This is a genomic window from Streptomyces sp. NPDC048696, assembly GCF_043198895.1.
In the GTDB taxonomy this organism is placed as follows: domain Bacteria; phylum Actinomycetota; class Actinomycetes; order Streptomycetales; family Streptomycetaceae; genus Streptomyces.
The window spans coordinates 65,856-89,200 of the sequence record NZ_JBICVJ010000011.1 but is presented as its reverse complement, the minus strand read 5'-3'; the positions used below and the strand labels follow the sequence as shown (position 1 = coordinate 89,200).

Genomic DNA, 23,345 nt, shown 5'->3' with positions numbered 1-23,345 from the left:
GACAGGGAGGACGGGTCCATGCGACATGACCTCACGGACTTCGACCAGGTCGTCCTGCCGACGATCGAGTTGCCGTGGGCCAGCACTCTTCATCCCGATGTCCAGGGGATGCATCTGGCCTTGGTCGACTGGTCCGAGCAGCACGCGTTGCTGCGCGACGACGCCGAGCGCGACCGGTACGCGGGTTATCGATTCGCATGGCTGGCCGGGCGCTGTTTCCCCCGTGCCGATCGGGAGTTCGCCCAGTGGGCCGCCGACTTCATGCTGTGGTTCTTCCTGTTCGACGACGTGACGGCCGATCGTGTGGAGAGCGCGGAGCAGGCGAGCGCCATGGTGCGGAGGTTGACCGCGATGCTGGACGTGGTCGATCTCGACGAGCTCGGCGAGCAGCCTGTGCACGGTGAGGCGGCATGGCTGGACCTGTGCCGCCGACTGCGCGCGTTGGTCCCCGCGCCCGAGCATTACGAGCGGTGGGCGACGGCGATGCGGCTCTGGCTGCTTTCGCTGACGACACAGATCTTCGATCAGGTGTGCACCGACCGGATCAGCCCCCGTTCGTACGCGTCGTTCCGCCGCTACTCGGCGGGCCTCAAACCCCCCTTCGCGGTCGCGGATGTGGCCAACGCGGGCCCCATCACACCCGCGGAGTTCCACGCGCCCCGGACGCGTCGGCTGGAGCGGTACGCGGTCAACGTCGTCGCGTGGTCCAACGATGTGCTGAGCGCCCCGGTCGAGGTCCATGAGCCCTCGACTCGTAGCCTCGTCACGGTCTTCAAGGACGCCGAGCCGAGCCGTTCGTGGCAGGAAGCGGTCGAGCTGGCGGCCGACCAGACGCAGGCCGAGATCACCAGGTTCGCCGAGCTGGCCGAGCAGGTGCGCCGGACCGCGAGTCCCGCGCTGTCCGGATGGATCGACGGCTGCCAGGACTGGATGACCGGCACAGTCAACTGGTCTCTGTACGACAGCGCCCGCTACGGTCACACCGCCGCCGCCCCTCTCACCACCGGTGGAACACCTATGGCTCCCTGACCAGCCGATCCCCGAGTCCGACACGACAAGGCGGTCCCGCACGATGGCCATCACCCGATCGTTACCGCCCGGACCGGCCCCCGATCGCGAGGAACTGTGGCGCCTGGAACAGCAGCCCGCGATGCTGGAGGCCTTCCGGGCCTCCTACGGCGACCTGTTCACGCTTCATCGACCGGACCAGCCGCCTCGGGTCTTCCTCAGCACTCCTCGCCAATTCCGCACCATCCTGTTCCGGCACGACCAGGAGCTCGTCGGCCTGGGCACCACCATGTACAACGACCTGATCGGCCCGCGCAGCATGCTGAAGCTGGCGGGAGCCGAGCACCGACGCATACGGCAGGTCGTGACACCACCCCTGGTCGGCGCCTCACTGCGGCGGCGGGCCGACACGGTGCACCGGCTGATCGCACAGCGGCTGCACGACCTGCGTGGACGTCCCCCGCAGCCCCTGGCCAGGATGACCATCGGGATCACCGCGCGCATCATGAACGCGCTGATCTTCCCCGATCTCCCCGAAGCCACCGATCACGCGATGGAAGACGCGCTCGTCGGCGTACTCAACGCCGTGCACGACGCACGCACGGCAGCTCCCGGGCAACGCGCACAGCTCGACGCGCACTACCGCCACCATCGCACCGCGCTGGACCGCCTCCTGTCGGCCGAGATCGCGCGTGCCCGCTCCACGGGGGCCGACCACGGCGACTCGCTGCTGGCCGCGCTGCTGGCCGCACCTCATCCACTGTCCGACCGCGACATACGCGATCAACTCGTCAGCGTCCTGACCGGAGGCACCACGACGGCCGGCAACGGCATGTCCATGGCCCTGTACTGGCTCCACCACCGCCCCGATGTCGCCGCACGCGTAACCGCCGAACTGCGGACGCTGCCGGACAACGCTTCCACACTCCAGATCGCGTCGCTGCCCTACCTGTCCGCCGTGTGCCTGGAAGCCCTGCGTGTCCCGACGATCACCCCGACCAGCGCGGCGCGGCGCGTGGTGACGCCGTTCACCGCAGAGGGCTTCCATTTCCCCGCGGGCACGGAAATCATCGTGGCGATTCACCTGGCACATCACCACGAACAGACCTACCCCGACCACGGCCGGTTCCGGCCGGAACGGTTCCTCAGCCGGCCTCCCGACCGATTGCGCTACCTCCCCTTCGGCATCGGCTCCCACCGCTGCCTGGGCGCCCAGTTGACCGAACTGGAGATGAGGCTCACCCTGGCCGAGGCTCTACGGCTGGACGGTTTCGGTCTCCTGGGGGCCGACGGCGAGTTACGACCGCGCTCGCACGGGGTCAACCTCACAACCCCTCACTCGATCCAGGTGTACTGCCGCAGTACCTGATCGGGGGGTGGAGTGCGTGCTGTGGTCGCGAGCGTTCCAGGCCGGGATGCCCCTGAAGTGTGCTTCCCCTGCCGCGACTTGATCGTTGGCCTGGCCCGGCCCCTGCTCGGTGCCGTCCACCGAGCCCAGGAGCCGATCACGTTCCGGGCGAACAGACCCAACGGGTCGATCAAAAGTGCGAGACGAGTAGCAGAGCCGCTGGCCAGGGCCGCGTCGTGAGGCAGCCGAATCGTCCCTGCTGCCGCCCGGCCCCGCCCTGCTCCGGTGTCCGCGATTCGTCGTGGTGCTGGCTGGGAAAACGTGGGTCATGTCGGCCGGCCTGCGGGCAGCTGGGCAGTCGAAGAGGGGGAAAACGCATGCCATCGACGTCACGGATCGACCTCCTGGCCCTCTACGACCCCGAGCGGGTCGCCGACGACGGCCTGCGCCCTTTCTGCGCCGCGGTCGCGATGAGCGAGCCGGTCGACTACGTACTCAGCGACGAGACCGCCGCCGCACTCGACCACATCGACAAAGCCGGCGGGTGGCGCCGGCACGCCCGCACCACAGGCGGCGTACTGACAACCGACGATCCGCTCGTCGGTACGGTCGGCGCGCTGGCCGCCCGTGCCGCTGCCCGCCCGGATGACCGGATGCTGCGGTGGGTGGAACCGTATCTGCGCCAGGTCAGTGACCACGAGTACGGCGTCGACCTGCCGGACCGGCCCTGCGTTCTCGGCGGCGGCAGGGGGAACGCACAGATGTGGCGCACAGCGCGGGAGACGGTTTCCGGCGCATGCGAGTCGGCGTCCCGATGGGCCGCCCACTGCCACTCCTCCGACGTCCCGGTCGACGTGGTCATCGCCACCATGCACCTCTGGCCGGTCATCGCCCTCGTCGACCAGCACTATGCCGGTCCGACCTGCGCGGCGGAAGTGGGGAAACTGGCCCAGGTAGCTCTCGATCACCTTCACCCCCGCCTCGACCGGCCCTGTGCGGTCGAGCAGGTGTGGGTGCCGGACCTGGGCAATCTGGTGGCCAACATGGCGACACGACTGACCTCCCGCTACCACGACCCGTCCGTGGTGCCGTTGCCGGACCGGCTGGCGATGCGCGCCGTCGACTCCGGCTCCGACGCCCAGGTCGCTCAGAACGCCTTCTACGCCGGGCTGTCCGGCCATCCGCTGCTCGACGAGTGGAAGATCGCCACGTCGCTGGCCCACGACATGTGGCAGATCCGCCACGACGAGACCAAATCCGGCGACGACTTCAACTCCTGCTCCATGCTCCTGCGGGACGGTGTGAAGGTGGCCGAGCTGGCCGACTACCTCACCTACCTCACCTGCTCCCATGACCTGCCGCCGGCGATTCGCCACTGCTTCGACGCCTGGACCGTCATGACCCTCGCCTCCCGGCGACACGCCACCCACCTGCCCAAGGCGCCACCGCGCCGCGACCGGCTCTGGGACCTCACCACAGTGGCGCGAGTGCGGCGGGCGATCGGCGCCGGCGGTGACGACGCGCCCATCGCCGAGGGCGACCCCAGTCTGTCGGGCGCCGACCTCGACCCGGCCGACATCGAGCGCCTCCTCGACCCCGAGAACTGCCGCAGCTACACAGCCTGCATCGACAACACGGCCGAGGCGAACCGGATGTGGCGGGAGTACGTCTACCGCTTCGACGTCATCCCCGGCCTGCTGTCACGGTCGAAGTACGCTCACGCCGGATAGCCGCCTGACGCTGTCGACCGGCGAGCCCGGCCGTACCCCGCCTGGCTGCGGCAGCAGTTCGGCCGGATCGTGGATCATCTCGGCATCGCCGGAATACCCAGGGCATGGCGGCGGCTGACCTGATCATGGGTGAAATTATTGTGACGGGTGCGACCGGCAATGTCGGTCGGCAAGTTGTTGTCCAACTCCTGGCCACAGGGGCTGCCGTGCGTGCATTGGCGCGTGATCCCGCATCGGCCGAGCTACCGGCCGGAGCCACGCTCGTGGGCGGGGACCTGGCTCAGCCGCACTCGTTGGAGGGGGCACTGGTCGGGAGCGACACGGTGTTCCTGATATGGCCGTTCCTTACGACCGAGGGTGCCCCTGCCGTACTGAAGGCGATCGCGCAGCATGCCCGCCGCATCGTCTATCTCTCGTCGTCGGGCGTGAACGACGATGCCGGACGTCAGACTGACCCGATCAACCAGCTCCACGCCGACATGGAGCTCCTGATCGAAGGATCCGGCGTGGAGTGGACTTTCCTGCGGTCGAACACCATCGCATCCAACGCGCGTGGATGGGCCGAGCAGATCCGCACCACGCACGTCGTTCGCGGCCCCGACATGGCCGCCACCGCGGTGATCCACGAGCGGGATGTCGCAGCCGTGGCGGCCCATGCGCTGACCGATGACAGGCATGCGGGTATGAAACACGTCCTGACCGGCCCGCAGGTACTCAGCAGAGCAGAGCAGGTCCACGCGATCGGAGAAGCGATCGGCCACCCCACGCACTTCGAGAAGGTCCCGGTGGAGATCGCACGTCAGCGCATGCTCGCCGACGGCAGGCCACCCGCTCTCGTCGAGGCCCTGTTGGCCAGCGCTGACACCCGGCCCGAATCGAACCTGATCACCTCCACGGTGGAAGAGATCACCGGAGCACCGGCGCGCACGTTCCGCTCATGGGCGGAAGAGCACGCGGACGGCTTCCGCTAGGCCGGATATCCAGGCCCGAGCGACCCACGGGAGTCGCCCGCGCGGCAGGGCCCGGACCGGCAGATCATCTTGGGCGCACCGAGCCCAACCGACAGGCAGCGCAGGGGATTTCACCGGACCGTACCTGTCCGATCGGCAGGTACGGCCCGTCCCCTGAGCGGCTGCGTCAGCACTTCGAGGGCGCAATCTGGCTGGTTCAAGACCGGCGGACAGCGGCGGGAGAACGTCCGGCGCCCGGACCGGCACGTGGTGTTGGGCGTTACCGGGCGTCTGTCGCCGCAGAGGCCCGGGCCGCCACGTCGTCCGAAGGCGGCGCGCCGCGACCGTTCTCGGACAGCTGCTCACCTGACGCCCCGGCGAGCCCGTGGCTCGGCGGGCCGATGGCCGCGCCGAGGACGGCGTTGTTGGGCAGCAGCATCTTGCCGTCTTCCGTATGCAGTTCGATGAACAGCAGGGACATGTCGGTGACTTCGCCCTCGATGCGGCCGCCCAGCGGGCCGGACTGCACACTGATCCGCGCACCGATCGTGAAGGGGTGGACCACCAGCAGCACCAGTCCGGCGAAGATGTTGCCCAGGACCGGCTGGGCGGCGATACCCAGGACCACACCGGTCAGCGCACCGCCCAGGAGCAGCTTGTCCCAGGGCACTCGTACGAGGCTCAATGCACCCAGGATCACCATGGCGTAACCCGACAGCAGGCATATCACCCGCAACGCCGCGGAGCGGTTGTCGCTGATCCGCCCGGTCAACAACTTCACCAGGTCGTTGGTGGCCCCGCGCACCGCCATCAGGGCAAACACCAAGAAGACACCAGCGCTGATCCCGGCGACGATCCTGGCTGCCAGCGAGTGATGACTGCCCGGGCTCCCGAGCAGCCCGCCGTAGGTGAGCGACACAACGAGCCCGCCCACGGCCAGTGACGTGGTCACCACGGCCCGTCGGGTGCGGATCACCCCCCGCCAATGCGGTCTGTGACCGAGGGCCATGCCGTCCCCAGCTGATTCTGCCTCGCCCACTCGTTACGTCCTCGCTGCGCTTCTGAGATGTGAATGCCGCAGTAGAGTACCCAGGCATCGCAGGGGCCGCTGCACTTGCCCTCCAGCCGGAGTTGCGTGAGTCAGTCGTAGTTCGCTGCTGGTCGTGTGCTGCCCGAGGGGCGGCCGCCAGAGCATCGCGGACCGCCGGGGACCCGCGTTCTGGCTGCCCGGCCAAGCTTCCGCAGATGCAGCGCTGCATCTGGATCTCGACCGGCGGCTCGGCGAACTGAAGAAGCACGCCTTCGGTGAGCTGGAGGTTGGTGAACGGGCCCCAGGACGGCGCTTTTGAAAGCTCCAAAAGCTCGCGGCGGAATTGAGCCGACTCGCTGACCACCTGGACGTCGTTGTCAGCGGCCCAGATACGGACTTCGACGTGCCGGTGCGGGGAGCAGTTGTCCAGCACCACGTACAGCTTCTCCCCGGGCCGGGCTGTCACATCACAGACTTGCACGAGCTTTCCAGGCACGCCCTGTTCGAGGCGAGCGCGGGCACCGCTGCGAGGCCGTCCTCGTAGCCGAGGACCGATGCGATGCCCCGCACATCCGGGTCGAAGGGATCCGAGCCGAAGCCGGCACGGGCGCGTTCGGACGGCTCGATCAGTGTGGCGCGCTCAAGGACCTCCCGGCGCTCCTCGGTCAGGTACTGGGGCAGCTCCGGTGTGGGACGAAGCACGATCACGTGCTCAGCCGCCCGGGCGAGTTCGGCGTTGGTGAGGGAGAACGTACCGCCGTCGATGTACTCCCTGCCCCCGACGTGCACCACGGGCCACAGCCCCGGAACGGCGCAACTCGCGGTGAGAGCATCCACAAGACCGACTGCCGAGGCGCTGTTGAAGACGGTGCGGCTGCCGTCGGCGCGGATGGCGGTGACGTGCAGACGATCACTGGGCCACGTGTCACTCCGGACGCGTCCCGCGACGGCTGCACGGCGCCGGGCCGGATCGATTCCCGCGCGCTGCCGGGACAACTGGATCAAGCGCTCTGTCTTCGTCGCCATGGAGTCCTCGCCGGCGTGTATCGCCAGGACGTCGGGCAGGATGTCGGCCAGTGCCACGGCGGGGGCTAGTTCGTCGCCCCGGCGCGACTTGCGCACGATTCTGTCGAACTCGGCGCTTGCCGATCCGGCCTGGAGCACGGCGGCCGCCACCGCGGCGCCCGCCGACGTACCGATCACGCGGTCGGCCGAACCCAGGCGGAGCACCCCCTGCTCCTCCAGCGCGGCGAGCACCCCGGTGGTCCAGCCGATACCGGCCAACCCGCCACCGCCGAGCACCACGGCTGTTGAGTGTCTGGACATCACTGCTCCCTCCCGGTGAACTGCCCCCTGGCAGCCCGTAGTCCGCACGCTAAACTCCGACATCAATGTCAGAGTCAAGCGGCCAAGGAAGCAGGTCGTGCATGCGGATGAAGGACATGGTCACTCGCACCGGCGTTCACGAGCGGCTGCTGCGCTACTACGAGCAGCAGGGCCTGCTCGCGCCGCAACGACTGCCCAGCGGGTACCGGGTGTTCAGCGAGGCGGACGTGGAATCGGTGCGCCGCATCCGCTGCCTGCTGGCGGCCGGCCTCTCCACGGCGGTGATCGCCCAGGTCCTGCCCTGCCTGACGGGCGACGAGAACGACGCCGCACTCACCCCAGCCTGCCCCGAGCTCGTCAGCGACCTCAAGAAGGAGCGCGCACGGATGACCGAGGAGATCAAGGCCCTGCACAGCTCCCGCGCCATGCTGGACACCATCCTCTCGGCCGCCGACAGCCCCTCCGACTGACGCAGCCAGAACCCCAAGGGTGTCAGCGGCATCGTCATCGCCCGCCCGTGCGGCGATGACGGCGGCCCGCATGTGGAGGGCGCCGCGAGCGGCTGCCTGAGCGGCGGTGGCGGGGGACGAGGTCGCATCGACGGCGACTTCGAGGGCGCGGAGTCCGGCGTGGTGCGCGCCAGCCGCGAAGAACGTCTCCGTGCGGACGTACGCCACCGAGGCGGCCAGGAGCGGGTCCTCGGCCTGGCGGCAGGCCCAGCGCATGAGTTCCACCAGGCGGGCTGACAGATCGTGGGCACCGTACTTGCAAGCGACGGCGTCGGCGGCGCGGGCCGCAGCCACGACGAGGGATGCGGCCTGATGCCGCTGCGCTGCCGCCACGGTGTGGAGGGCGCGCAGGCTGTCTTCCAGAAGATCGGGGATGGTCCGGGAGATCCGCCCGTATTGCGCCCCGAGGCGCCAGTTCACCGACTCCTCGACGGCGGTTTGCAGTTGGCGGAGCGAGCGCGTGGGCAGATCAACGGGGACGTCATACGCCGCGATGGCGGACGAGATCGCAGGTAGGGCAAGGTGGACACGGTGCTCCGTGCGGGCGTAGCCCGTGCGCAGAACAGAGGGATCGACGCCGAGGGCATCGGCGAACGCCTCCAGCGTCGAATCGCTCGGCGACCGAGCGCCGCGTTCCACCGCCTTTACCGACCAGCGAGGTAAATGACGCGCGAGCGAGATCGCTCTGGGTCATACGGCGGGAGCGGCGGGTGGCAGCGATGCGCTGCCCTACTTCACGCGCATTGTCGGCGGGCATACTGACTCCGTTCAGGGCTGCACTCCGAACGGTACCCGTGCGATCACACGCCGGATACGCGAACGGCCCCGCCCGCCAGCCGGGTCGGGGTCGTTTGCGCTTACAGCGTTCCGACGATCTCGCTAATCTCATGCAGTGAGTTGACGCGCCAGTCCGCAGCCTCGGCCTCGGCCGTGTCCGCCCATAGATAACCCCATGGGCCGCGACGGACATGGGCAGTCCGGAGACCAGCGCGCGCCGCAGGACCGACGTCGTTCGCTGGATGATCACCGACATACAGCGTCTCACCGGCGAGTGCCCCACTCTTCGCCGGGCCCCGTGGTCGGCAGACAACCGGCGATCGTCGCCGTCAACGCAGGGAGCGGATCGCCGGGTTGGCGGCGACCACGCCGGCGCATGCCAGGACGGCGCCGCCGCAGACCAGAAACAGCGTCGTCGTGCCGTAGGGGAGCAGGAAGCCGGCAACCACGTACGAGAACGGGTCGAACGCCACCGTGGCCAGCACGACGAGGCTGAGCACTCGGCCCCTCAGTTGCTTGGGCACTCGCTCCTGCAGAGTGACCACGACGACCACTCCGAGGAACGCGGACCCGAGGCCGACGAGTGAGACGACCGCCGTTGCGGCGACGACATGGGTGACGGCGGCGAGTCCGGCAACTCCTGCGCCGATCGCCGCGACCCCGCCGACCACGGTCCAGCCGCGCCGGGCGGGCGGACGCCATCCGGCCAGGAGTGAGCCGGTCAGTGAGCCGGCCCCGAAACCGGAGAGCACGACGCCCAGAGATCCCGCGCCGCCGAGGCGTTGGTCGGCGAGCACCGCGCCACCTACGAGAACGGGGCCCACGACCGCAATGTTGATCAGGGCGACGGCTGCCAGCATCCCTCGCACCAGCGGTTCATGCCAGACGTATCGCAAGCCCGCGCCGAGGGCACGTGCACTGCTGAGCCGCTCACCGTCGATGGCGTCAGGACCGGGGTCGTCCCCGGCACCTTCGCCACGTCGTACCTCGCGGACAAGCGTGCTGAGAACGACGGCGGCCAGCGCGGCCATCGCCGTGATCCCGCCGAGCGTGGCATCAAAACCGACTGCGGCGATGACTGCGGCGGCCACTGCCGGGCCGACCAGATCGCCTCCCGACTCCGCGCCCTGTACCAGCGCGTTGACCTGGGAGAGCTTCTCGGTCGGCACGACGGCGGGCAGCAGTGCCAGGGCCGCCGGGAAGTACGCGGCGTCGGCGGCGCCGAGCAGCCCGGCGAACAGCGCAACCGTTGTCACCGATGGTGAGGTGAGGGTGACCAGGGCGCCGAGGGCGAGCAGGACGGCGACCCGGAGCCAGGAGGCACTGGCCGCGACCCGGGCGGGACCGAGGCGGTCGACCAGTACTCCGGCCGGAAGCAGGAGCGCCGCTCGCGGCAGCGCCACGGCCACAAGAACGAGCCCGGTGGCGATCCCGGGTTCCGACAGTTCGAGCACGAAGAGCGTGAGCCATATGACGAACAGCGCGTCGACCACGGCCGCCAGCCCCTGTCCCACGACCAGGCGGCGCAGGTGCGGATCGCCGAGCGGTTCGCGCGGAAGGGAACGAGCGGTCGGCTCCGTCGTCATTGCTTGCTCCCCGGGTCGCCGAGTGGATCGGTCCCGCGCGAAAGGCTCGCAGGATTCATCTTCGAACCATTGCTTGGCCGTGACGGTGTAGGTGCCGAGGCGGTACGAGGCGTTGGCCGTTTGCCCGGCGGCGGCCCACCCCGCATCGCCCTCGGGTGCACGCTTCGTGGCGCTACGCGATGTGCGTGCCCCCGTCGATCGTCAAGGTGGTGCCGGTGATGTAGGACGCCGCGTCGGAGACGAGGAAGACCAGAGCCGCGGCGAGCTCCTCGGGCGCTCCGACGCGGCCCGAGAGCACCCGCGGCATCATCGCCTCCAGGTAGCCCTCGGCGTAGCCGTCGGTCATCGCGGAGGTGAAGAGGCCCGGCGCGAGGGCGTTCACGCGGATGCCCTTGCTGGGGGTCCACTGCTGGGCGAGATCGCGGGTGAGCCCGAGGATCCCGGCCTTCGACGCCGAGTAGGCGGCCTGCGGCAGGCCGCCCGTCACCAGCGCGAGGATGCTCGATACGTTGACGATGGCGCTGCCGGGCAGCATCACCGCACCCGCGGCCTGGGCCATCCAATAGGAGCCGTTGAGGTTGATGTCGATGACCTCGCGGAACTGCTCCGGTGTCTCCTGCGTCGCGGGCTGTTCACTGCTGACCCCGGCGTTGTTGACAAGGATGTCCACCCGCCCGAAGGCGTGCATGGCCGCGTCGACCAGCGCGCGGCAGTCCTGCGGCTTGGCGACGTCGGTACGAACAGCGACGGCTCGGCGGCCGAGCCTCTCGACGGCCGTGCGCGTGGCCTCCAGCCTCTCGGCGCGCCGCGCCCCGAGCACGACATCGGCGCCGGCCTCGGCCAGCGCGGTGGCGAAGGCGACACCCAGTCCGGAGGAGGCGCCGGTGACCACGGCGACGCGACCGTCGAGCCGGAACCGATCGAGGACGCTCATGACCGCCTGCCCCTGTGAAGAACCGTTCTGTGCACGGAACATCTCCCGAACACGAGCCGAACCGTGCCACGGCTGGGCCCTCCCGCAGCGGTCACCGGTGGTCGGCGATGTAGCTCACCGTCTGGCCGACGGTCCTCAACTCCGCGGCCTGGTCGTCGGGGATCTTCACCTCGAACCTGTCCTCGACCGCCACGTTGATCTCCACCATCGACAGGGAGTCGATGTCGAGATCTTCGGTGAAGGACTTCTCGGTGGTCACCTCGGCGGAGTCGACGCCGGCGACCTCTTCGACGATCTGGGCAATGGCGCTGAGGATGTCGCTGTTGTTCACCACGGGGCCTCTTTCTTGAGATGGGGTCGGCAGGAGTCGGGCGCACCTCGGCGGGGCGTCAGAGCCCGAGGCGCCGTCGGTAGGCGAGGAGGGTGCGCAGGAAACCGTCCATCTGCTCCTCGGTGTGGCCCGCGTGCGGGAACAGGCGCAGGAGCGCCTGGTTGCGTGAGACGGCCGGGTAGGAGAAGACGGGTACGAGGTAGCCGTCCTCGACGAACCACTCCCGCATCTGCAGGGCGGCGGCGTCGTTTCCGATCGGCACCGAGAGCATGTACGACTCGGTCGGCGTCGTCGGCGTGCCGGACTCGTGTATCTGCCGACGAAGACGGGCGGCATGCGCCAAGTAGTCGTCGACGATCTCCGGTTTGGCGGCGAGGGCTTCGATCGTGCGCTCGGCGGCGTGAGCGGTGGGCGGCTGGATGGCGGCCGTGAACATCGAGGTGCCGGAGAGCAGTTCGAAGGCGTCGATGGCCGCCGCGGGACCGGCGATCGCGCCGCCTTCCAGACCAATGGCTTTCGACAGCGACACCATGACGAAGTCGGCCCGCTCCCGGATCGCGGCCGCCTCACGGGCGTACGGACGGTTCTCGGGCCCGTACACCATGAAGCCGTTGGCATCGTCGATCATGCTGATGGCGCCGTGCCGGTCGCACTCGTCGAGAATCTCCGCGATCGGACCCATGGTGCCGTCGGCCGAGTAGATGCTCTCGGCGATCACCACGGTCTTGCGGGCCCGGACCCGGTCCAGGATGCGTGCCAGGTCGGAGACGTCGTTATGCCGGAACGCATGGACCTTGCGACCGTAGCCAAGCCCCTCAAGGCCCTTCCAGATACTCCAGTGGACATCACGGTCGACGACGAAAACGGTGTCGTGATTGCGCACCTCGATTCCGGCGTCGAAGTGCGCGGAACTGCTCATGGCATGGACGAACCCGATGTTGGCCAATAACCCGGTGGCGAAGCTGATGGCTCGCTCCTTGCCGGTGTGGCGGGCGATCGCCTCCTCCAGGACCTGGTGCGGGCGGCAGATCCCCTGGGTCATCCTGGATCCGCTGGTGCTCAAGCCGTGGGCGAGTGCCCCTTCTGCGAAATGACGTCGTACCGGGATATAGCGCTCCAGATCGAGGAAGCTGATGCTGGCGAAGTTCACCAGCTCTCGGCCGTTGCGGACGATGGTCGGCCCGACGGGACCGTCCACCACCGGCGGGCGATATGCCGTGTCGTGCGTGTTCGCCTCGACGAAAGCCGCGAAGGACCACGGCGCGAGACGGTCCACGGACGGTGCGGGAGTACGGGACGCGGTCATGGTGAGGTGTCTCCTCCATGAGGGGCTCGGGACGGTAAGGGCTGAAGGGCTGCGGCAAGGTGGCCGAGCGAGGCCGTTCCGGCCAGCTCGTCCGACGCGATCCCGGTGAAGCCGGACTGCTCAAGCAGCGCCAGTAGGCGAGGGACGGCGACCAGGGTGACTCCGTGGTCGGCGAGGCAACGGTTCATGTCCACCGCGTCAGGGCTGTCGACGGAGCCGACCGGCGGACCGCCGGATCCGGCAGCGGCCACGGCGGCGGCCAGAGCCCGTTCGGCACCCGTCGCGGGCGGCCGCGAGGGGACCCGCGGGGTTCCCGTGCCGCCGGTGGCGGTGCGGGACGGGTCGGGCGGACAGCCGGATTCAAGGCCGGCCGGGGACAGGACGTAGCGGCCCGGGGCCACGATTGCGGGCACCTCGCCGAGGTGGTCCAGGACGTGGCGGTGCAAGTCGTCGGCAGTGACATCAGGGGTGACGCGGGCATGCGCGACGAGGTGCGGTTCGTCTCCCTCCCCCGCGGTGTCCCCACTGGGCGCCACCGTCACGTCGAGCACTCCTGGATGGCCGCGCAGCACGCCTTCGACCTCGGTCAGACACACCCACCCCTGCGGGGCGCGCCACCATCCGGAGGCGGCCGGTGCGAGCGAGCGTGCCGGAACCGGGCACTCGGCACCGTCGGCGAGCGCGCGCAGGAGACCGCACAGGCGGACGGGCAACGCCAAGGCCTGCTCGGCGTCGAGCAGATGGTCCCCGACGGTGACATCGAGGGTGACGAATCCCTCGTCGCGGCTGAAGTCGACGTAGAGCGTCTCGCAGGGCTCGTCGGGCGCGCTGCTGGTCCACGTGGCGGACCCGTCCGGTGGAGTGTCCTGCACGGGGACCAGGTACTCGCGTGGCCACGAATAGCAGTTGTACTCGATGGTGGGTACGGTCACGACCCCGCGGCGACGGTCCATGCGCGCCTGCGCGGCGACCAGCTCCGCGGGGCGCCACTGACCGTGTCGGTAGGCGGCGGAGGAGGCGGCCGCGACCGAGGCGACCACCTCGCCGAACACCGCGCCCGGGCGGAGATCGATCTGCACCGGAACCGTCAGGGCCCGGACGCCGATGCTGTTGCGCAGAGCGGCCCGGGCCCGGTTGGAGACCACCACTGAGGCGAGGAACCGGTGTTCGCCGGTGCGGGTGGCGACATCGTGGGCCAGCGCCGCGAGCACGACGACCTCCGGGCTGACCCGATATCGCCGGGCGACGCGGTCGAGGTCGTCGTACGCGCCCACCGAGCGGTGCTGCAGGCGGTGGCGCCCCTCGCCCTTGTCGGTCCCGCCGAACGGGTCCAGCACGCCGGTGGGGTTGCTCGCCAGACGCGTCAGCCACTCCCGCTCCGCGGCGCGGGCACGTTCCAGGGGCTGCGCGGTGACCATGTCGAGCGGGTGCATCAAGGCCTCCGCCGGTATGTCGTCGCCGCGCAGTCGACCGTGCAGTTGGTTGATCAGTACTGCCAGCCCCCATCCGTCGATCACCACGTGGTGGGCGGCCATCAGGACCGCACGCGGCTTTCCCGCCTCCAACAGCACCCTGGCAAGCCAGGGCGGATTGTGTACGGGATCGATCGGGCGCGCGGCCAGCGCCGCTGTGGCAGCCTCCAGGGTGGCGGCATCGACGGCGGGAACGTCGACGTGGTCGACCGGCAGCGGGGCCCAGTCCGCGCGGTGGACGTGCTGTACCGGGCGGAGCGGGTCGACAGTGGTGCGCAGCGCCTCGTGGCGGGCGGTGAGGGACGCGAGCGCCGCGTGGACGTCGGCGACGGTTGCCGCAGGCGGGACATGGCAGTGGTCGGCGAGCGGCGTCGGGTTCACCCGCCGTGGTGCGGGAATGGTGCGTTCGAACCAGTGCCACTGCTGGACCCAGGTCAGCGGCCCGCTGCGGATGACGGTGGCGGGGCTCGGGGTCGGTTGCGGAAGGTGGTTCACGGCCGGGACCTCATACGGCCCGCACCACGAGAGCGGCATTGTGGCCGCCGAAGCCGAACGAGTTGCTGAGCGCGATCCGCAGCCGTTCGTGGTGCTGCTTCTTGTGCGGTACGAAGTTGATGTCCGGCTCGATCGGCTCGTCGCAGTTGATGGTCGGCGGGACGTCACCCGTGCGCAGGACCTGGATCGAAGCCACGAGCTCGACCGCTCCGGCGGCACCGATCATGTGCCCGGTCATCGACTTGGTGGAACTGACCGGGATCCGGGCGACCCGATCCCCCAGCACCTTGCGCAGGACGGCCGCCTCGGTGGCGTCGTTCAACAGCGTTCCGGTGCCGTGCGCGTTGACGTAGTCCACGTCCGCCCCCGTTATCCCCGCGTCGCGCAGCGCCGCCTCGACGGCGAGGCACGCGCCCCGCCCCTGCGGATGCGGGGCGGTCCAGTGATGGGCGTCGGAACTCGCTCCGTAACCCGCGAGTTCGGCCAACACCATCGCCCCTCGCCTGTCGGCCACCTCGGCGGCCTCCAGCACCAGCACGGCGGCCCCCTCACTCATCACGAACCCGTCGCGATGCGCATCGAACGGCCTGCACGCCGCAGCCGGGTCGTCGTTGCGTCGGGACAGCGCGCGGGCGTTGCCGCTGCCCGCGAGGTCGACGGTGGTGACGCAGGCGTCGGCGCCGCCGACGAGGACGACGTCGGCCTCCCCATGGCTGATCATGCGCATCCCCGCGCCCACCGCGTCGGCGCCGCTGGCGCATGCCGTGCTCTGGGCACGGCTGGGCCCCTGGGTGCCCAGCCGCATGCTGATCTCGCCGGCGGCGCTGTCCATGGCGGTCGTGACCTGGGTGAAGGGGCTGATGGCCCGCGGCCCTTTGTCGCGCAGCGTGTTCGCGGCGCGGTAGATCGACCCGACCGGGCCGTAGCCACTTCCGATGATCACGGCGACCCGCGGCGCCAGGCGGTCGTCGATGACCAGTCCGGCGTGCTCGCACGCCTCCAGCGCGGCGGCGAGGGCGTACTGCGCGTACGGGTCGGCGCGACGGCTGACCGTCGGGGGCATGTAGCGGCTGGGGGTGAATCCGCGGACCTGGCCGCCGATCCGGACTCCGAGATCAGTCACGTCGATCGCGTCCACGGTGTCGATGCCGCTGCGCCCGGCCAGCATCGCCGTCCATGTCTCGTCGACGCTGTGGCCCAGCGGCGTCACGGCCCCGTACCCGGTGACCATCACCTGGCGTCGGGCCCGGCCGCGCCTGGCGTCACCTCGCGCTCCGGTCTCTGTCACTGGGGAACCACCACCTCGGCGTCGCGCAGCGGCGGTGGGATGTCGTCGGGAGCCACCGGCACCATGAGCACGGCTGTGCCTCCCTGTGCGCACAGCCGTCGCGCGGCAAGGATCTCGCTGGTCAGCGCGGCCTTGTCGCGCAGCACCCGATAGTGGACGTCCGACCCGTCCATAACGGGCGGCGGCGAGCCGGGGCGGGTGAAGGGGTGGCGTTCGGCGTCGAGGCCGAGGCGGGCGCGTTGGGCGTCCAGCCAGCCGTAGCCGCCGTTGCACAGCACCACGTACAGAACGCCGCCGTGGGCCGGGGCGGCGACGGCGATGTCCGCGCGGGCCGCGACGAACGCTCCGTCCCCGATGAACGCGGTGACCTCATGGCCCGGGGCGGCCCGCTTGACCCCGATGGCCGCGGCCGCTCCGAAGCCCAGGGGGGTCTGCTCCGACGGCACGATGGACCCGCCACCGACGTGGAAGGGGAAGCAGTAGGACCACATGTCCTGCAGCCCGTTCTCCTGGACCAGCACGCGGGGCTCGACGGCGGTGGCGTCGAGCGCGGCGAGCAGCTCGGCGATGCGGATCCCCGGCAGCGTCGCCGCACGGGCCAACTCCGCTTCCGCCTCAAGCGACATGGCCAGACGGGCGCCGGCGATCCTCTTCGCCCACACCTCGGTCGCGTCCGCGTGCTCGGCCTTGTCGTCCGCCTCCAGCGCCCGCGTCCAGCCGAGCACGGCGTGCCGGGCGTCGCCGAGCACGCGCGGGCCCGAGAACTCGGCCGAAAGACCGCCCGGATCGACGTTGACCTGGACCACCGCGACCGGGGGCCACGGCGTTCCGCCGTCGACGACGGTCTCTTCGAGTCTCCCGGCCAGCGACACCACCAGGTCGCAGGACGACCACAGTTCACGGGCGGGGGCTGCCGCGTAGAGGCCGGCCACGCCGCAGAACAACGGGTGGCGCTCGTCGACGGCACCGCGGCCGGACGCGGTGGTGAAGAGCGCCGCACCGAGGCGTTCGGCGAAGCGCTCGATCACACCGTCGTCGTTGCGGTGCCGCATGCCGCCGCCCACCAGCACCACTGGACGACGGCTCGCGCGGATCGCCGCCAGTGCCGGTCCCGGTGTCACGGGAACGGAGTCAAGGAGCAGTGGTTCAGGCAGCGTTGGCGGCGGTCCGGTGACGGGGATCTCCGCCGTGCGGACGTCATCGGGGACTTCCAGGTACACGGGTCCGGGCGGCGGCCCCACAGCTCGGGTCAGCGCCGTAATCGTCGCGGGGACGACCCGGTCGGGATGTCCCACCCGGTGTGCCCACCGCACGAGGGGCGCTGTCACCGCGACCTGGTCGAGTTCCTGGAATCCGCCGCTGCCCCGGCGCCGTTCGGGCACGCCGGCGGCGAGCACGAGGACCGGTGCACCGGACTCCCGCGCCTCCAGCAGCCCCGTGGCCGCGTGTGTGACAGCAGGCCCTTTGCCCAGTGCGCATACCGCGAGCCGGCCTGACTGCAGCGCGTAGCCGGTCGCCATGTACATCGCGTTGCGCTGGTCACGGCACGGCACGACGTCCAGGCCGGCGGCGTCGAGGGCGCGAAGCAACTCCAGATCGTCGCCGGGTAGCCCGAAGCAGGTGTCCACCTCGTTCGCCACCAGCAAGTCGACGATGGCGGACCACGCGTCGGCGTACCGCTTTCCTGTCCGGGTCACTTCCCACCCACCCTGGCAGGGGCAGCCGTCGGGAGATTCTGCGCCACGGCCCGAGACAGGAGCAGCGGCTCGGCGTGCCGCTCGCCGCCGTAGGAGATGTAGTTCGCCCTCATCCCGAATCCGCCGAACGGGCGGTTTCCGTCCTCGGCGTCGAGCAGCGTCTCGTTGACACAGGTGTGGTGACGCTTGGCCAGAACCTTCAGCGTCTCCGGATCGTTCCCGTAGACCATCGCTCCCAGCGCGCGTTCGCTGAAGTAGGGGCTCGATAACCGTTCGCGCAACCGCCTCGCACTGGGGTAGGCCACGACGTTGAATACCGGGGCGAACATCTCGCCAAGGGGGATCTTGTCGTCGAAGCCCCACAGCAGCACGGTCGGCTCGATCCTGCGGGACGGCAGATCGATGCGTCCACCGTGCCGGATGCGACGCGCATGACGCACCAGGTAGTCCGAGCAATTCACCAGCGCCGAGTCGTAGTAGATCGGACCGTAGTCGACATCAGGGTCGCTGTTCTGCCCGAAACGCAGCGAAGCCAGTTCGGCGGACAACAGGTCGATGAATTCCTCGGTGCGGCCCTGCGGTGCGAACACGACGTCGGGTCCGAAACAGTCCTGCCCTGAGTTGTAGAGCCGGATTTTCGTGGCGTCATGGGCCGCGCGCTTGAGATCGGCGTCGGGTGCGATCACGAAGGGGTTGATGCCGCGACCGAAGAAGAGGAAGAGCTGATCTTCCTCCAGTCCCTCGCGAACGGTCTCCGCATTCGAGTACTCGCCGGTGAAGACGATGAGGTCCGCCTCGCGTACCGGTCCCGTCACGAACTTGCGCTGACTCAGTTCGAAAGGCTTGATGGGTAAGCCGTGAACCGGTGCCAGCAGGGCGTGCAAGCGCTGGATCTGGCTTTTGATCTCGGAGGACGGCCGGAACGTGATGTCGTCGGTGTAAAGGGACGCCACGAGCATGTACAGCGCGTAGGAATAGAGCGGGATGTTGGAGGGCATGAAGACCGCGGCCCGAGGCACGCGGCCGGGCCGGACCCGGCGGATCTCCTCCTCCGCTCCATCAAGAGTGGCGAGGAACGAACGAATCTCCGCGTCGGCGGTGGGGTGGGGCGAGACTTCGGTGAGAATGTTCATCACCGCGTCTTCGTGGTCGGCCACGTAGTGGCGCACCGCGCGCAGTGCGTCGACACGGTCGGCGAAGGGAATGCGGTAGTCGGTCGCATCCACCGCCGAACCGGACGCGGTCGCGTCGGTGGGTGTGTGGTGCGACATGGACAGCGAGGTCATGGCGATCTTCTCCAGAACGGCCAGGTCGGGCTTTCCCGTGCTGGTGAGCGGCAATGTGGGAAGCACGACGATGTGGTCGGGCTGCTCGTAGCGGGCGAGCACAGAGCGCAGCACCCGTTTCCAGTGCGCGGGCTCGTGATCGTCCGGGTCCGCGATCACGAACACCAGACGACAGCCCAGACGCTCGTCGGGGACGGCGACGACCTGCGTCTGTGCGCCGGCTGACTCGGCCCGCTCGGCGAGGTGGTCGGGATAGAGGGTGTGGCCGTCGCGGTGCACGGCATGCTTGCGCCCGATCGGGAAGACGCGGCCGGTGTCGTCGACGAGGCCGATGTCACCGGTGCGGTGAACGGGACCCGAAACCGGAACGATCTCACCGGCCTCGTCCAGATGGCCGGTCATCAAACCGTCGCTGCGTACGACGAGTTCGCCGAGCCGCCCGTGGGGAAGCGGCCTTCCGTGGTCGTCGTGGACTTCGACGACCACGCCGGGCAGCGGCGTGCCGCACCCAACCGGATCGGCAGGGGGCGCCAGCGCGATGTTTCCCACCTCGGTCGCTCCGTAGCCGTCGAGCAGGTGCCGGCCTGTGCGGGCGTGAAACCGGGTCGCCAGGTTGCGTCCCAGCGGCGCGCCGCCCACGCACCAGGCTCGCACCGTCTCCAGCGCGCCGGCGAGAGCGGGACGACGGTCGAGCAGGTTGAGCAGGCTGTAATACGTCGACGGGGCCCCATCGACAATGGAGAGGCCGTGGTCCGCTCCCACCTCAAGCGCACGGTCCAGGCGCGTGGTCGGCCCGTAGACCACCAGCGTGCCTCCGCCCAGCCACCAGCAGAGGACCAGCGACAGACCGTATTGGTGGGAGTACGGCAGGACGGGCAGGAAGACGTCGTCGGGCCGGTACCCCATGCGCTCCGCACTGAGTGCGAGGTTGTCCAGAATCGAGCGACCGGAGCGGACAATGCCCTTCGGGCTGCCGGTCGTACCCGACGACCACGAGATCGCGGCGTCCCGGCGCCGTGCCCAGTTCGCCACACCGGGCAGGGCCGCCGTGTGCGAAGCGGGCCGTGGCGCCGCGAGGTCGCCCGTACCGTCGCTGATGTCGAGCACCACACGCGCCTGCGCGCGGATCCGCGATCGCTGTGACGGGGTGGCGCGATGGTCGGCCAATACCACCGAAGCGTCGCAGTGAATGAGCGCGAGCAGATCGACGACCCACTCCGGGGAATTGGCTCCGCTCATCATCACCCGCGTACCGGGTTCGACGCCGCGGCGTACAAGAAGGTCGGCGGCACCGAATACCCGGGCCGTGATTTCGTCTGTCTCCCAGATCCGCCCCTCGGGCGAGATCAAGCGCCTGAAAACGGGCAACTCGTGCTCCTTAGCGCGAAAGGGTGTTGTCAACTTCCTGGACGTAATCGGCTGGTCGGCGCTGGGCTGCGCGCGGCCCCTCTGCGCGGCTTCATGAACCGAGTCTGTTCCTCGTGGGCGCCAAAGGGGAGGCATCCTCCGGCCACACCGCTCAGGCGGCGCCGCACCTGTCGGCTCGTAGTCCCGCGGGCAAGCAACGGGCCGCTCCGAAAGGGCAAACGGGCATCGGCGCAGGGCACTCGGAGTGCGGGGGCCGGGAGACCAGCACCCCGCGGGTATGTCGAAACGGACGGAAACAGTCACAACGCGTCCCGGTACGGACCCGGCGGGCCGCCACCGAGTCTGCTAGGGCGCGAAGCGCTCCACCCCGATACGGCGCTGGATTTCCCTGCTACTGCCCGACGGCAGGTGGCCGAAGATCGCGCACCCCATGCCGAACCTCCCCTGCCGACCCATCGGCAGCCAGGCCGCTTTCGAGACCGGCCCGACCCCGATTCGGCTGCCCTTGCGCCGCGGCCGGGCGCCCGCGCGGTAGGCATATGTCAGCCAGCCCTGCTCAGAGAGATATTGACTCGACCCGAAACGGGCAGACTCGGTCGTGCGAGAGCGCGGAACGGGCAGGTGTGCCGGTACGCGGCGGCGGTATAAAACTTGGCAGGCCCATTCGGGCGTCCCATGCCCGAACGGGCAGCGAAGGGCGGGAAACGGTATGCGTTCGGAAGAGCGGCACCAAAGACTCCTGACCCTGGCACGCCAGGAAGGGCGGATCGAAGTCGCGGGCGTGGCCGCGGTGTTCGGGGTCGCCCCCGAGACGATCCGACGGGATCTGCGCGAGCTGGAGCGCCGCGGTCTGGTGCGTCGCACGCACGGCGGCGCCTACCCGGTGGAGAGCGCGGGCTTCGAGACCAACCTCGCCCAGCGGGTCACCCTGCACGTGGAGGACAAGCGCCGCATAGCCGCCGAGGCGGTCAAGCTGCTGGAGGGGGCGGAGACCGTGTTCGTGGACGAGGGGTACACACCCCAGATCCTCGCCTCCCTGCTGCCGACCGACCATCCGCTGACCGTGGTGACCGCCTCGCTCTCGACGGCCGCGGCGATCGCCGACTCCGCCAACACCACGGTGCTGCTCATCGGCGGGCGGGTACGCGCCCGGACCCTGGCCAGCGTCGGACCATGGGCCTCGGCGATGCTCTCGGGCTTCGTCATCGACCTGGCCTATCTGGGGTCCAACGGGATCTCCCGGGAGTTCGGCCTCACCACGCCCGATCCGGCGGTCGCCGAAGTCAAGGCGAAGGCGCTGGCCGTGTCCCGCCGACGTGTCTTCATGGGCCACCACGGCAAGTTCGGGGCGAGCAGCTTCTGCCGCTTCGCCGAGGTGTCCGACTTCGAGACGATCATCACCGACACCGGCCTCTCCACCACCGAGGCCCACCGCTACTCGTTGCTCGGCCCCCAGGTAGTCCGGGTCTGATCCACAACCCACGCGCCCACACCGCTGACCGCACAACGACCAAGCTGACATGTGCACCTCAATACAGGAGATGATCCAGCATGGCGACAGCCAGGCGTATCTCAGCCATGACGGCCACGGGCCTGTGCGGCGCGCTGCTCGCCGCGTGCTCCGGCGCGGGCGGCGCGGGCGGCGGCTCCGACGCGCACTCCGTCAACGTACTCATGGTCAACAACCCGCAGATGGCCGACCTGCAGAAGCTCACCGCCGACCACTTCACCAAGTCCACCGGGATCAAAGTCCACTTCACCGTCCTCCCGGAGAACGACGTGCGCGACAAGATCAGCCAGGACTTCGCCAGTCAGGCCGGACAGTACGACGTGGCCACCATCAGCAACTACGAGGCACCCATCTACGCCAAGAACGGCTGGCTCTCGCCGCTCACCGGCCGGGCCAAGGGCGACACGGCCTTCGAACAGAGCGACATCCTGCCCACGGTCCAGGAGTCGCTCACCGCCGAGGGGCAGATCTACGCCGAGCCCTTCTACGGCGAATCGTCTTTCCTCATGTACCGCAAGGACGTCTTCGCGGCGAAGAACCTCTCCATGCCCGCACACCCCACCTGGGCCCAGGTCGCCGACCTCGCCGCCCGCGCCGACGGGGCACAGCCGGGCATGAAGGGCATCTGCCTGCGCGGCCAGCCCGGCTGGGGCGAGGTGATGGCACCGGTCACCACCGTCGTGAACACCATGGGCGGCACCTGGTTCGAGAAGGACTGGACACCGAAGGTGAACAGCCCCGAATTCACCAAGGCCGTCGCGTTCTATGTGGACCTGGTCCGCACGCACGGCGAGGCGGGCGCCCCGCAGGCGGGCTTCACCGAATGCCTCAACGACATGACCCAGGGCAAGGTGGCCATGTGGTACGACGCCACCTCCGCCGCCGGGGCCCTGGAAGCCTCCGGATCACCCGTCGCCGGGAAGATCGGCTACGCGCCCGCGCCGGTCGAGAGGACCAAGAGCTCCGGCTGGCTCTACACCTGGGCGTGGGGCCTGCAGAAGGCGAGCACACACCAGGACGACGCCTGGAAGTTCATCGCCTGGGCCTCCGGCAAGGGCTACGAGAACCTGGTCGGCGAGCAGCTCGGCTGGTCCAGGGTCCCGGCGGGCAAGCGCACGTCCACGTACGCCAATGCGAAGTACCTCGCCGCGGCCCGGGCGTTCGCCGCTGCCACCAAGGACGCGCTGAGCGGCGCCGATCCGCTCAACCCGGGCGTCCAGCCCCGGCCCGCCCCCGGTATCCAGTTCGTCGGCATCCCCGAGTTCACCGACCTGGGCACCCGGCTCTCCCAGCGGATCAGCGCCGCCATCGCCGGGAAGACCAGCGTCGCCGACGCCCTCAAGAGCGGCCAGGCCCGCGCCGAGACCGTCGCCGACAAGCACCGGGGACAGTGA

17 protein-coding genes and 2 pseudogenes are annotated in these 23,345 nt (G+C 69.5%); 7 read left to right on the top strand and 12 right to left on the bottom strand.

Features of this window, described 5'->3' with window-relative positions; translation table 11 throughout:
* Positions 1-18: 18 nt before the first annotated feature.
* From ACGFRG_RS23570 to ACGFRG_RS23555, 4 genes are all read left to right on the top strand, one after another.
* A complete protein-coding gene (locus tag ACGFRG_RS23570) occupies positions 19-1,029 on the top strand; it encodes a hypothetical protein (RefSeq protein WP_361424158.1) in 1,011 nt (336 codons plus the stop codon).
* Between the two features lie 43 nt (positions 1,030-1,072).
* The gene (locus tag ACGFRG_RS23565; RefSeq protein ID WP_361424161.1) at positions 1,073-2,377 is read left to right on the top strand and encodes a cytochrome P450; all 1,305 of its coding nucleotides are present in this window, start codon (positions 1,073-1,075) and stop codon (positions 2,375-2,377) included.
* Positions 2,378-2,733: 356 nt separating this feature from the next.
* Positions 2,734-4,086 carry a hypothetical protein gene (locus ACGFRG_RS23560; protein WP_393266831.1) on the top strand — a complete coding sequence of 451 codons (1,353 nt, stop codon included), beginning with the start codon at positions 2,734-2,736 and terminating at the stop codon, positions 4,084-4,086.
* 104 nt (positions 4,087-4,190) lie between these two features.
* Positions 4,191-5,057, top strand: coding sequence for an NAD(P)H-binding protein (locus ACGFRG_RS23555; protein WP_393266828.1), 867 nt, complete (start codon positions 4,191-4,193; stop codon positions 5,055-5,057).
* 259 nt (positions 5,058-5,316) lie between these two features.
* Here the strand turns inward: ACGFRG_RS23555 and ACGFRG_RS23550 are convergent, their stop codons facing one another.
* The 3 genes and pseudogenes from ACGFRG_RS23550 to ACGFRG_RS23540 form a co-directional block, all read right to left on the bottom strand.
* Entirely contained in the window at positions 5,317-6,075 is a 759-nt protein-coding gene (locus tag ACGFRG_RS23550) for a mechanosensitive ion channel family protein (protein WP_361424171.1), read from the bottom strand.
* Between the two features lie 214 nt (positions 6,076-6,289).
* A pseudogene (locus ACGFRG_RS23545) lies at positions 6,290-6,457 on the bottom strand (VOC family protein); the annotation flags it as partial.
* A 71-nt stretch (positions 6,458-6,528) separates the two neighbouring features.
* A complete protein-coding gene (locus ACGFRG_RS23540; protein ID WP_393266825.1) occupies positions 6,529-7,392 on the bottom strand; it encodes a patatin-like phospholipase family protein in 864 nt (287 codons plus the stop codon).
* Positions 7,393-7,493: 101 nt separating this feature from the next.
* Between ACGFRG_RS23540 and ACGFRG_RS23535 the strand changes: the two genes are divergently transcribed.
* Complete coding sequence (locus ACGFRG_RS23535) at positions 7,494-7,862, top strand: MerR family transcriptional regulator (RefSeq protein WP_361424177.1); 369 nt, start codon at positions 7,494-7,496, stop codon at positions 7,860-7,862.
* 896 nt (positions 7,863-8,758) lie between these two features.
* On the opposite strand, the pseudogene ACGFRG_RS23530 reads toward ACGFRG_RS23535, so the two are convergent.
* The 9 genes and pseudogenes from ACGFRG_RS23530 to ACGFRG_RS23490 all read right to left on the bottom strand — a co-directional run.
* Positions 8,759-8,962: pseudogene (locus ACGFRG_RS23530) on the bottom strand (HAD hydrolase-like protein); the annotation flags it as partial.
* Between the two features lie 45 nt (positions 8,963-9,007).
* Positions 9,008-10,264 carry an MFS transporter gene (locus ACGFRG_RS23525; RefSeq protein WP_393266823.1) on the bottom strand — a complete coding sequence of 419 codons (1,257 nt, stop codon included), beginning with the start codon at positions 10,262-10,264 and terminating at the stop codon, positions 9,008-9,010.
* A gap of 172 nt (positions 10,265-10,436) precedes the next feature.
* Positions 10,437-11,198: an SDR family NAD(P)-dependent oxidoreductase gene (locus tag ACGFRG_RS23520; RefSeq protein ID WP_393266820.1), complete on the bottom strand. Its 762-nt coding sequence runs from the start codon at positions 11,196-11,198 to the stop codon at positions 10,437-10,439.
* Between the two features lie 91 nt (positions 11,199-11,289).
* Entirely contained in the window at positions 11,290-11,532 is a 243-nt protein-coding gene (locus ACGFRG_RS23515; RefSeq protein WP_361424186.1) for an acyl carrier protein, read from the bottom strand.
* 55 nt (positions 11,533-11,587) lie between these two features.
* Positions 11,588-12,835, bottom strand: a complete 1,248-nt coding sequence (locus ACGFRG_RS23510) for an aminotransferase class I/II-fold pyridoxal phosphate-dependent enzyme (RefSeq protein ID WP_361424189.1) — start codon at positions 12,833-12,835, stop codon at positions 11,588-11,590.
* Complete coding sequence (locus ACGFRG_RS23505; RefSeq protein WP_393266816.1) at positions 12,832-14,802, bottom strand: condensation domain-containing protein; 1,971 nt, start codon at positions 14,800-14,802, stop codon at positions 12,832-12,834. The genes ACGFRG_RS23510 and ACGFRG_RS23505 overlap by 4 nt, the downstream gene beginning before the upstream one ends.
* A gap of 10 nt (positions 14,803-14,812) precedes the next feature.
* On the bottom strand, positions 14,813-16,090 hold the full coding sequence (gene fabF, locus ACGFRG_RS23500; protein WP_393266813.1) for a beta-ketoacyl-ACP synthase II: 1,278 nt from the start codon (positions 16,088-16,090) through the stop codon (positions 14,813-14,815).
* Positions 16,087-17,787 carry a thiamine pyrophosphate-binding protein gene (locus ACGFRG_RS23495; RefSeq protein WP_393266810.1) on the bottom strand — a complete coding sequence of 567 codons (1,701 nt, stop codon included), beginning with the start codon at positions 17,785-17,787 and terminating at the stop codon, positions 16,087-16,089. Before ACGFRG_RS23495 ends, fabF begins: the two co-directional genes overlap by 4 nt.
* A complete protein-coding gene (locus tag ACGFRG_RS23490) occupies positions 17,784-20,441 on the bottom strand; it encodes an aldehyde dehydrogenase family protein (protein ID WP_393266807.1) in 2,658 nt (885 codons plus the stop codon). The genes ACGFRG_RS23495 and ACGFRG_RS23490 overlap by 4 nt, the downstream gene beginning before the upstream one ends.
* A gap of 709 nt (positions 20,442-21,150) precedes the next feature.
* Here ACGFRG_RS23490 and ACGFRG_RS23485 point away from each other — a divergent pair.
* Positions 21,151-21,912, top strand: coding sequence for a DeoR/GlpR family DNA-binding transcription regulator (locus ACGFRG_RS23485; protein WP_361424204.1), 762 nt, complete (start codon positions 21,151-21,153; stop codon positions 21,910-21,912).
* 80 nt (positions 21,913-21,992) lie between these two features.
* Positions 21,993-23,345 carry a sugar ABC transporter substrate-binding protein gene (locus ACGFRG_RS23480; protein WP_361424207.1) on the top strand — a complete coding sequence of 451 codons (1,353 nt, stop codon included), beginning with the start codon at positions 21,993-21,995 and terminating at the stop codon, positions 23,343-23,345.

Excerpts from the sequence above, each read along its gene's own strand:
- ACGFRG_RS23570 (WP_361424158.1), top strand. The coding sequence starts at position 19 with ATGCGACATGACCTCACGGACTTCGACCAGGTCGTCCTGCCGACGATC.
- ACGFRG_RS23565 (WP_361424161.1), top strand. The coding sequence starts at position 1,073 with ATGGCCATCACCCGATCGTTACCGCCCGGACCGGCCCCCGATCGCGAG.
- ACGFRG_RS23560 (WP_393266831.1), top strand. The coding sequence starts at position 2,734 with ATGCCATCGACGTCACGGATCGACCTCCTGGCCCTCTACGACCCCGAG.
- ACGFRG_RS23555 (WP_393266828.1), top strand. The coding sequence starts at position 4,191 with ATGGCGGCGGCTGACCTGATCATGGGTGAAATTATTGTGACGGGTGCG.
- ACGFRG_RS23540 (WP_393266825.1), bottom strand. The coding sequence starts at position 7,392 with ATGTCCAGACACTCAACAGCCGTGGTGCTCGGCGGTGGCGGGTTGGCC.
- ACGFRG_RS23535 (WP_361424177.1), top strand. The coding sequence starts at position 7,494 with ATGCGGATGAAGGACATGGTCACTCGCACCGGCGTTCACGAGCGGCTG.
- ACGFRG_RS23525 (WP_393266823.1), bottom strand. The coding sequence starts at position 10,264 with ATGACGACGGAGCCGACCGCTCGTTCCCTTCCGCGCGAACCGCTCGGC.
- ACGFRG_RS23520 (WP_393266820.1), bottom strand. The coding sequence starts at position 11,198 with ATGAGCGTCCTCGATCGGTTCCGGCTCGACGGTCGCGTCGCCGTGGTC.
- ACGFRG_RS23510 (WP_361424189.1), bottom strand. The coding sequence starts at position 12,835 with ATGACCGCGTCCCGTACTCCCGCACCGTCCGTGGACCGTCTCGCGCCG.
- ACGFRG_RS23485 (WP_361424204.1), top strand. The coding sequence starts at position 21,151 with ATGCGTTCGGAAGAGCGGCACCAAAGACTCCTGACCCTGGCACGCCAG.
- ACGFRG_RS23480 (WP_361424207.1), top strand. The coding sequence starts at position 21,993 with ATGGCGACAGCCAGGCGTATCTCAGCCATGACGGCCACGGGCCTGTGC.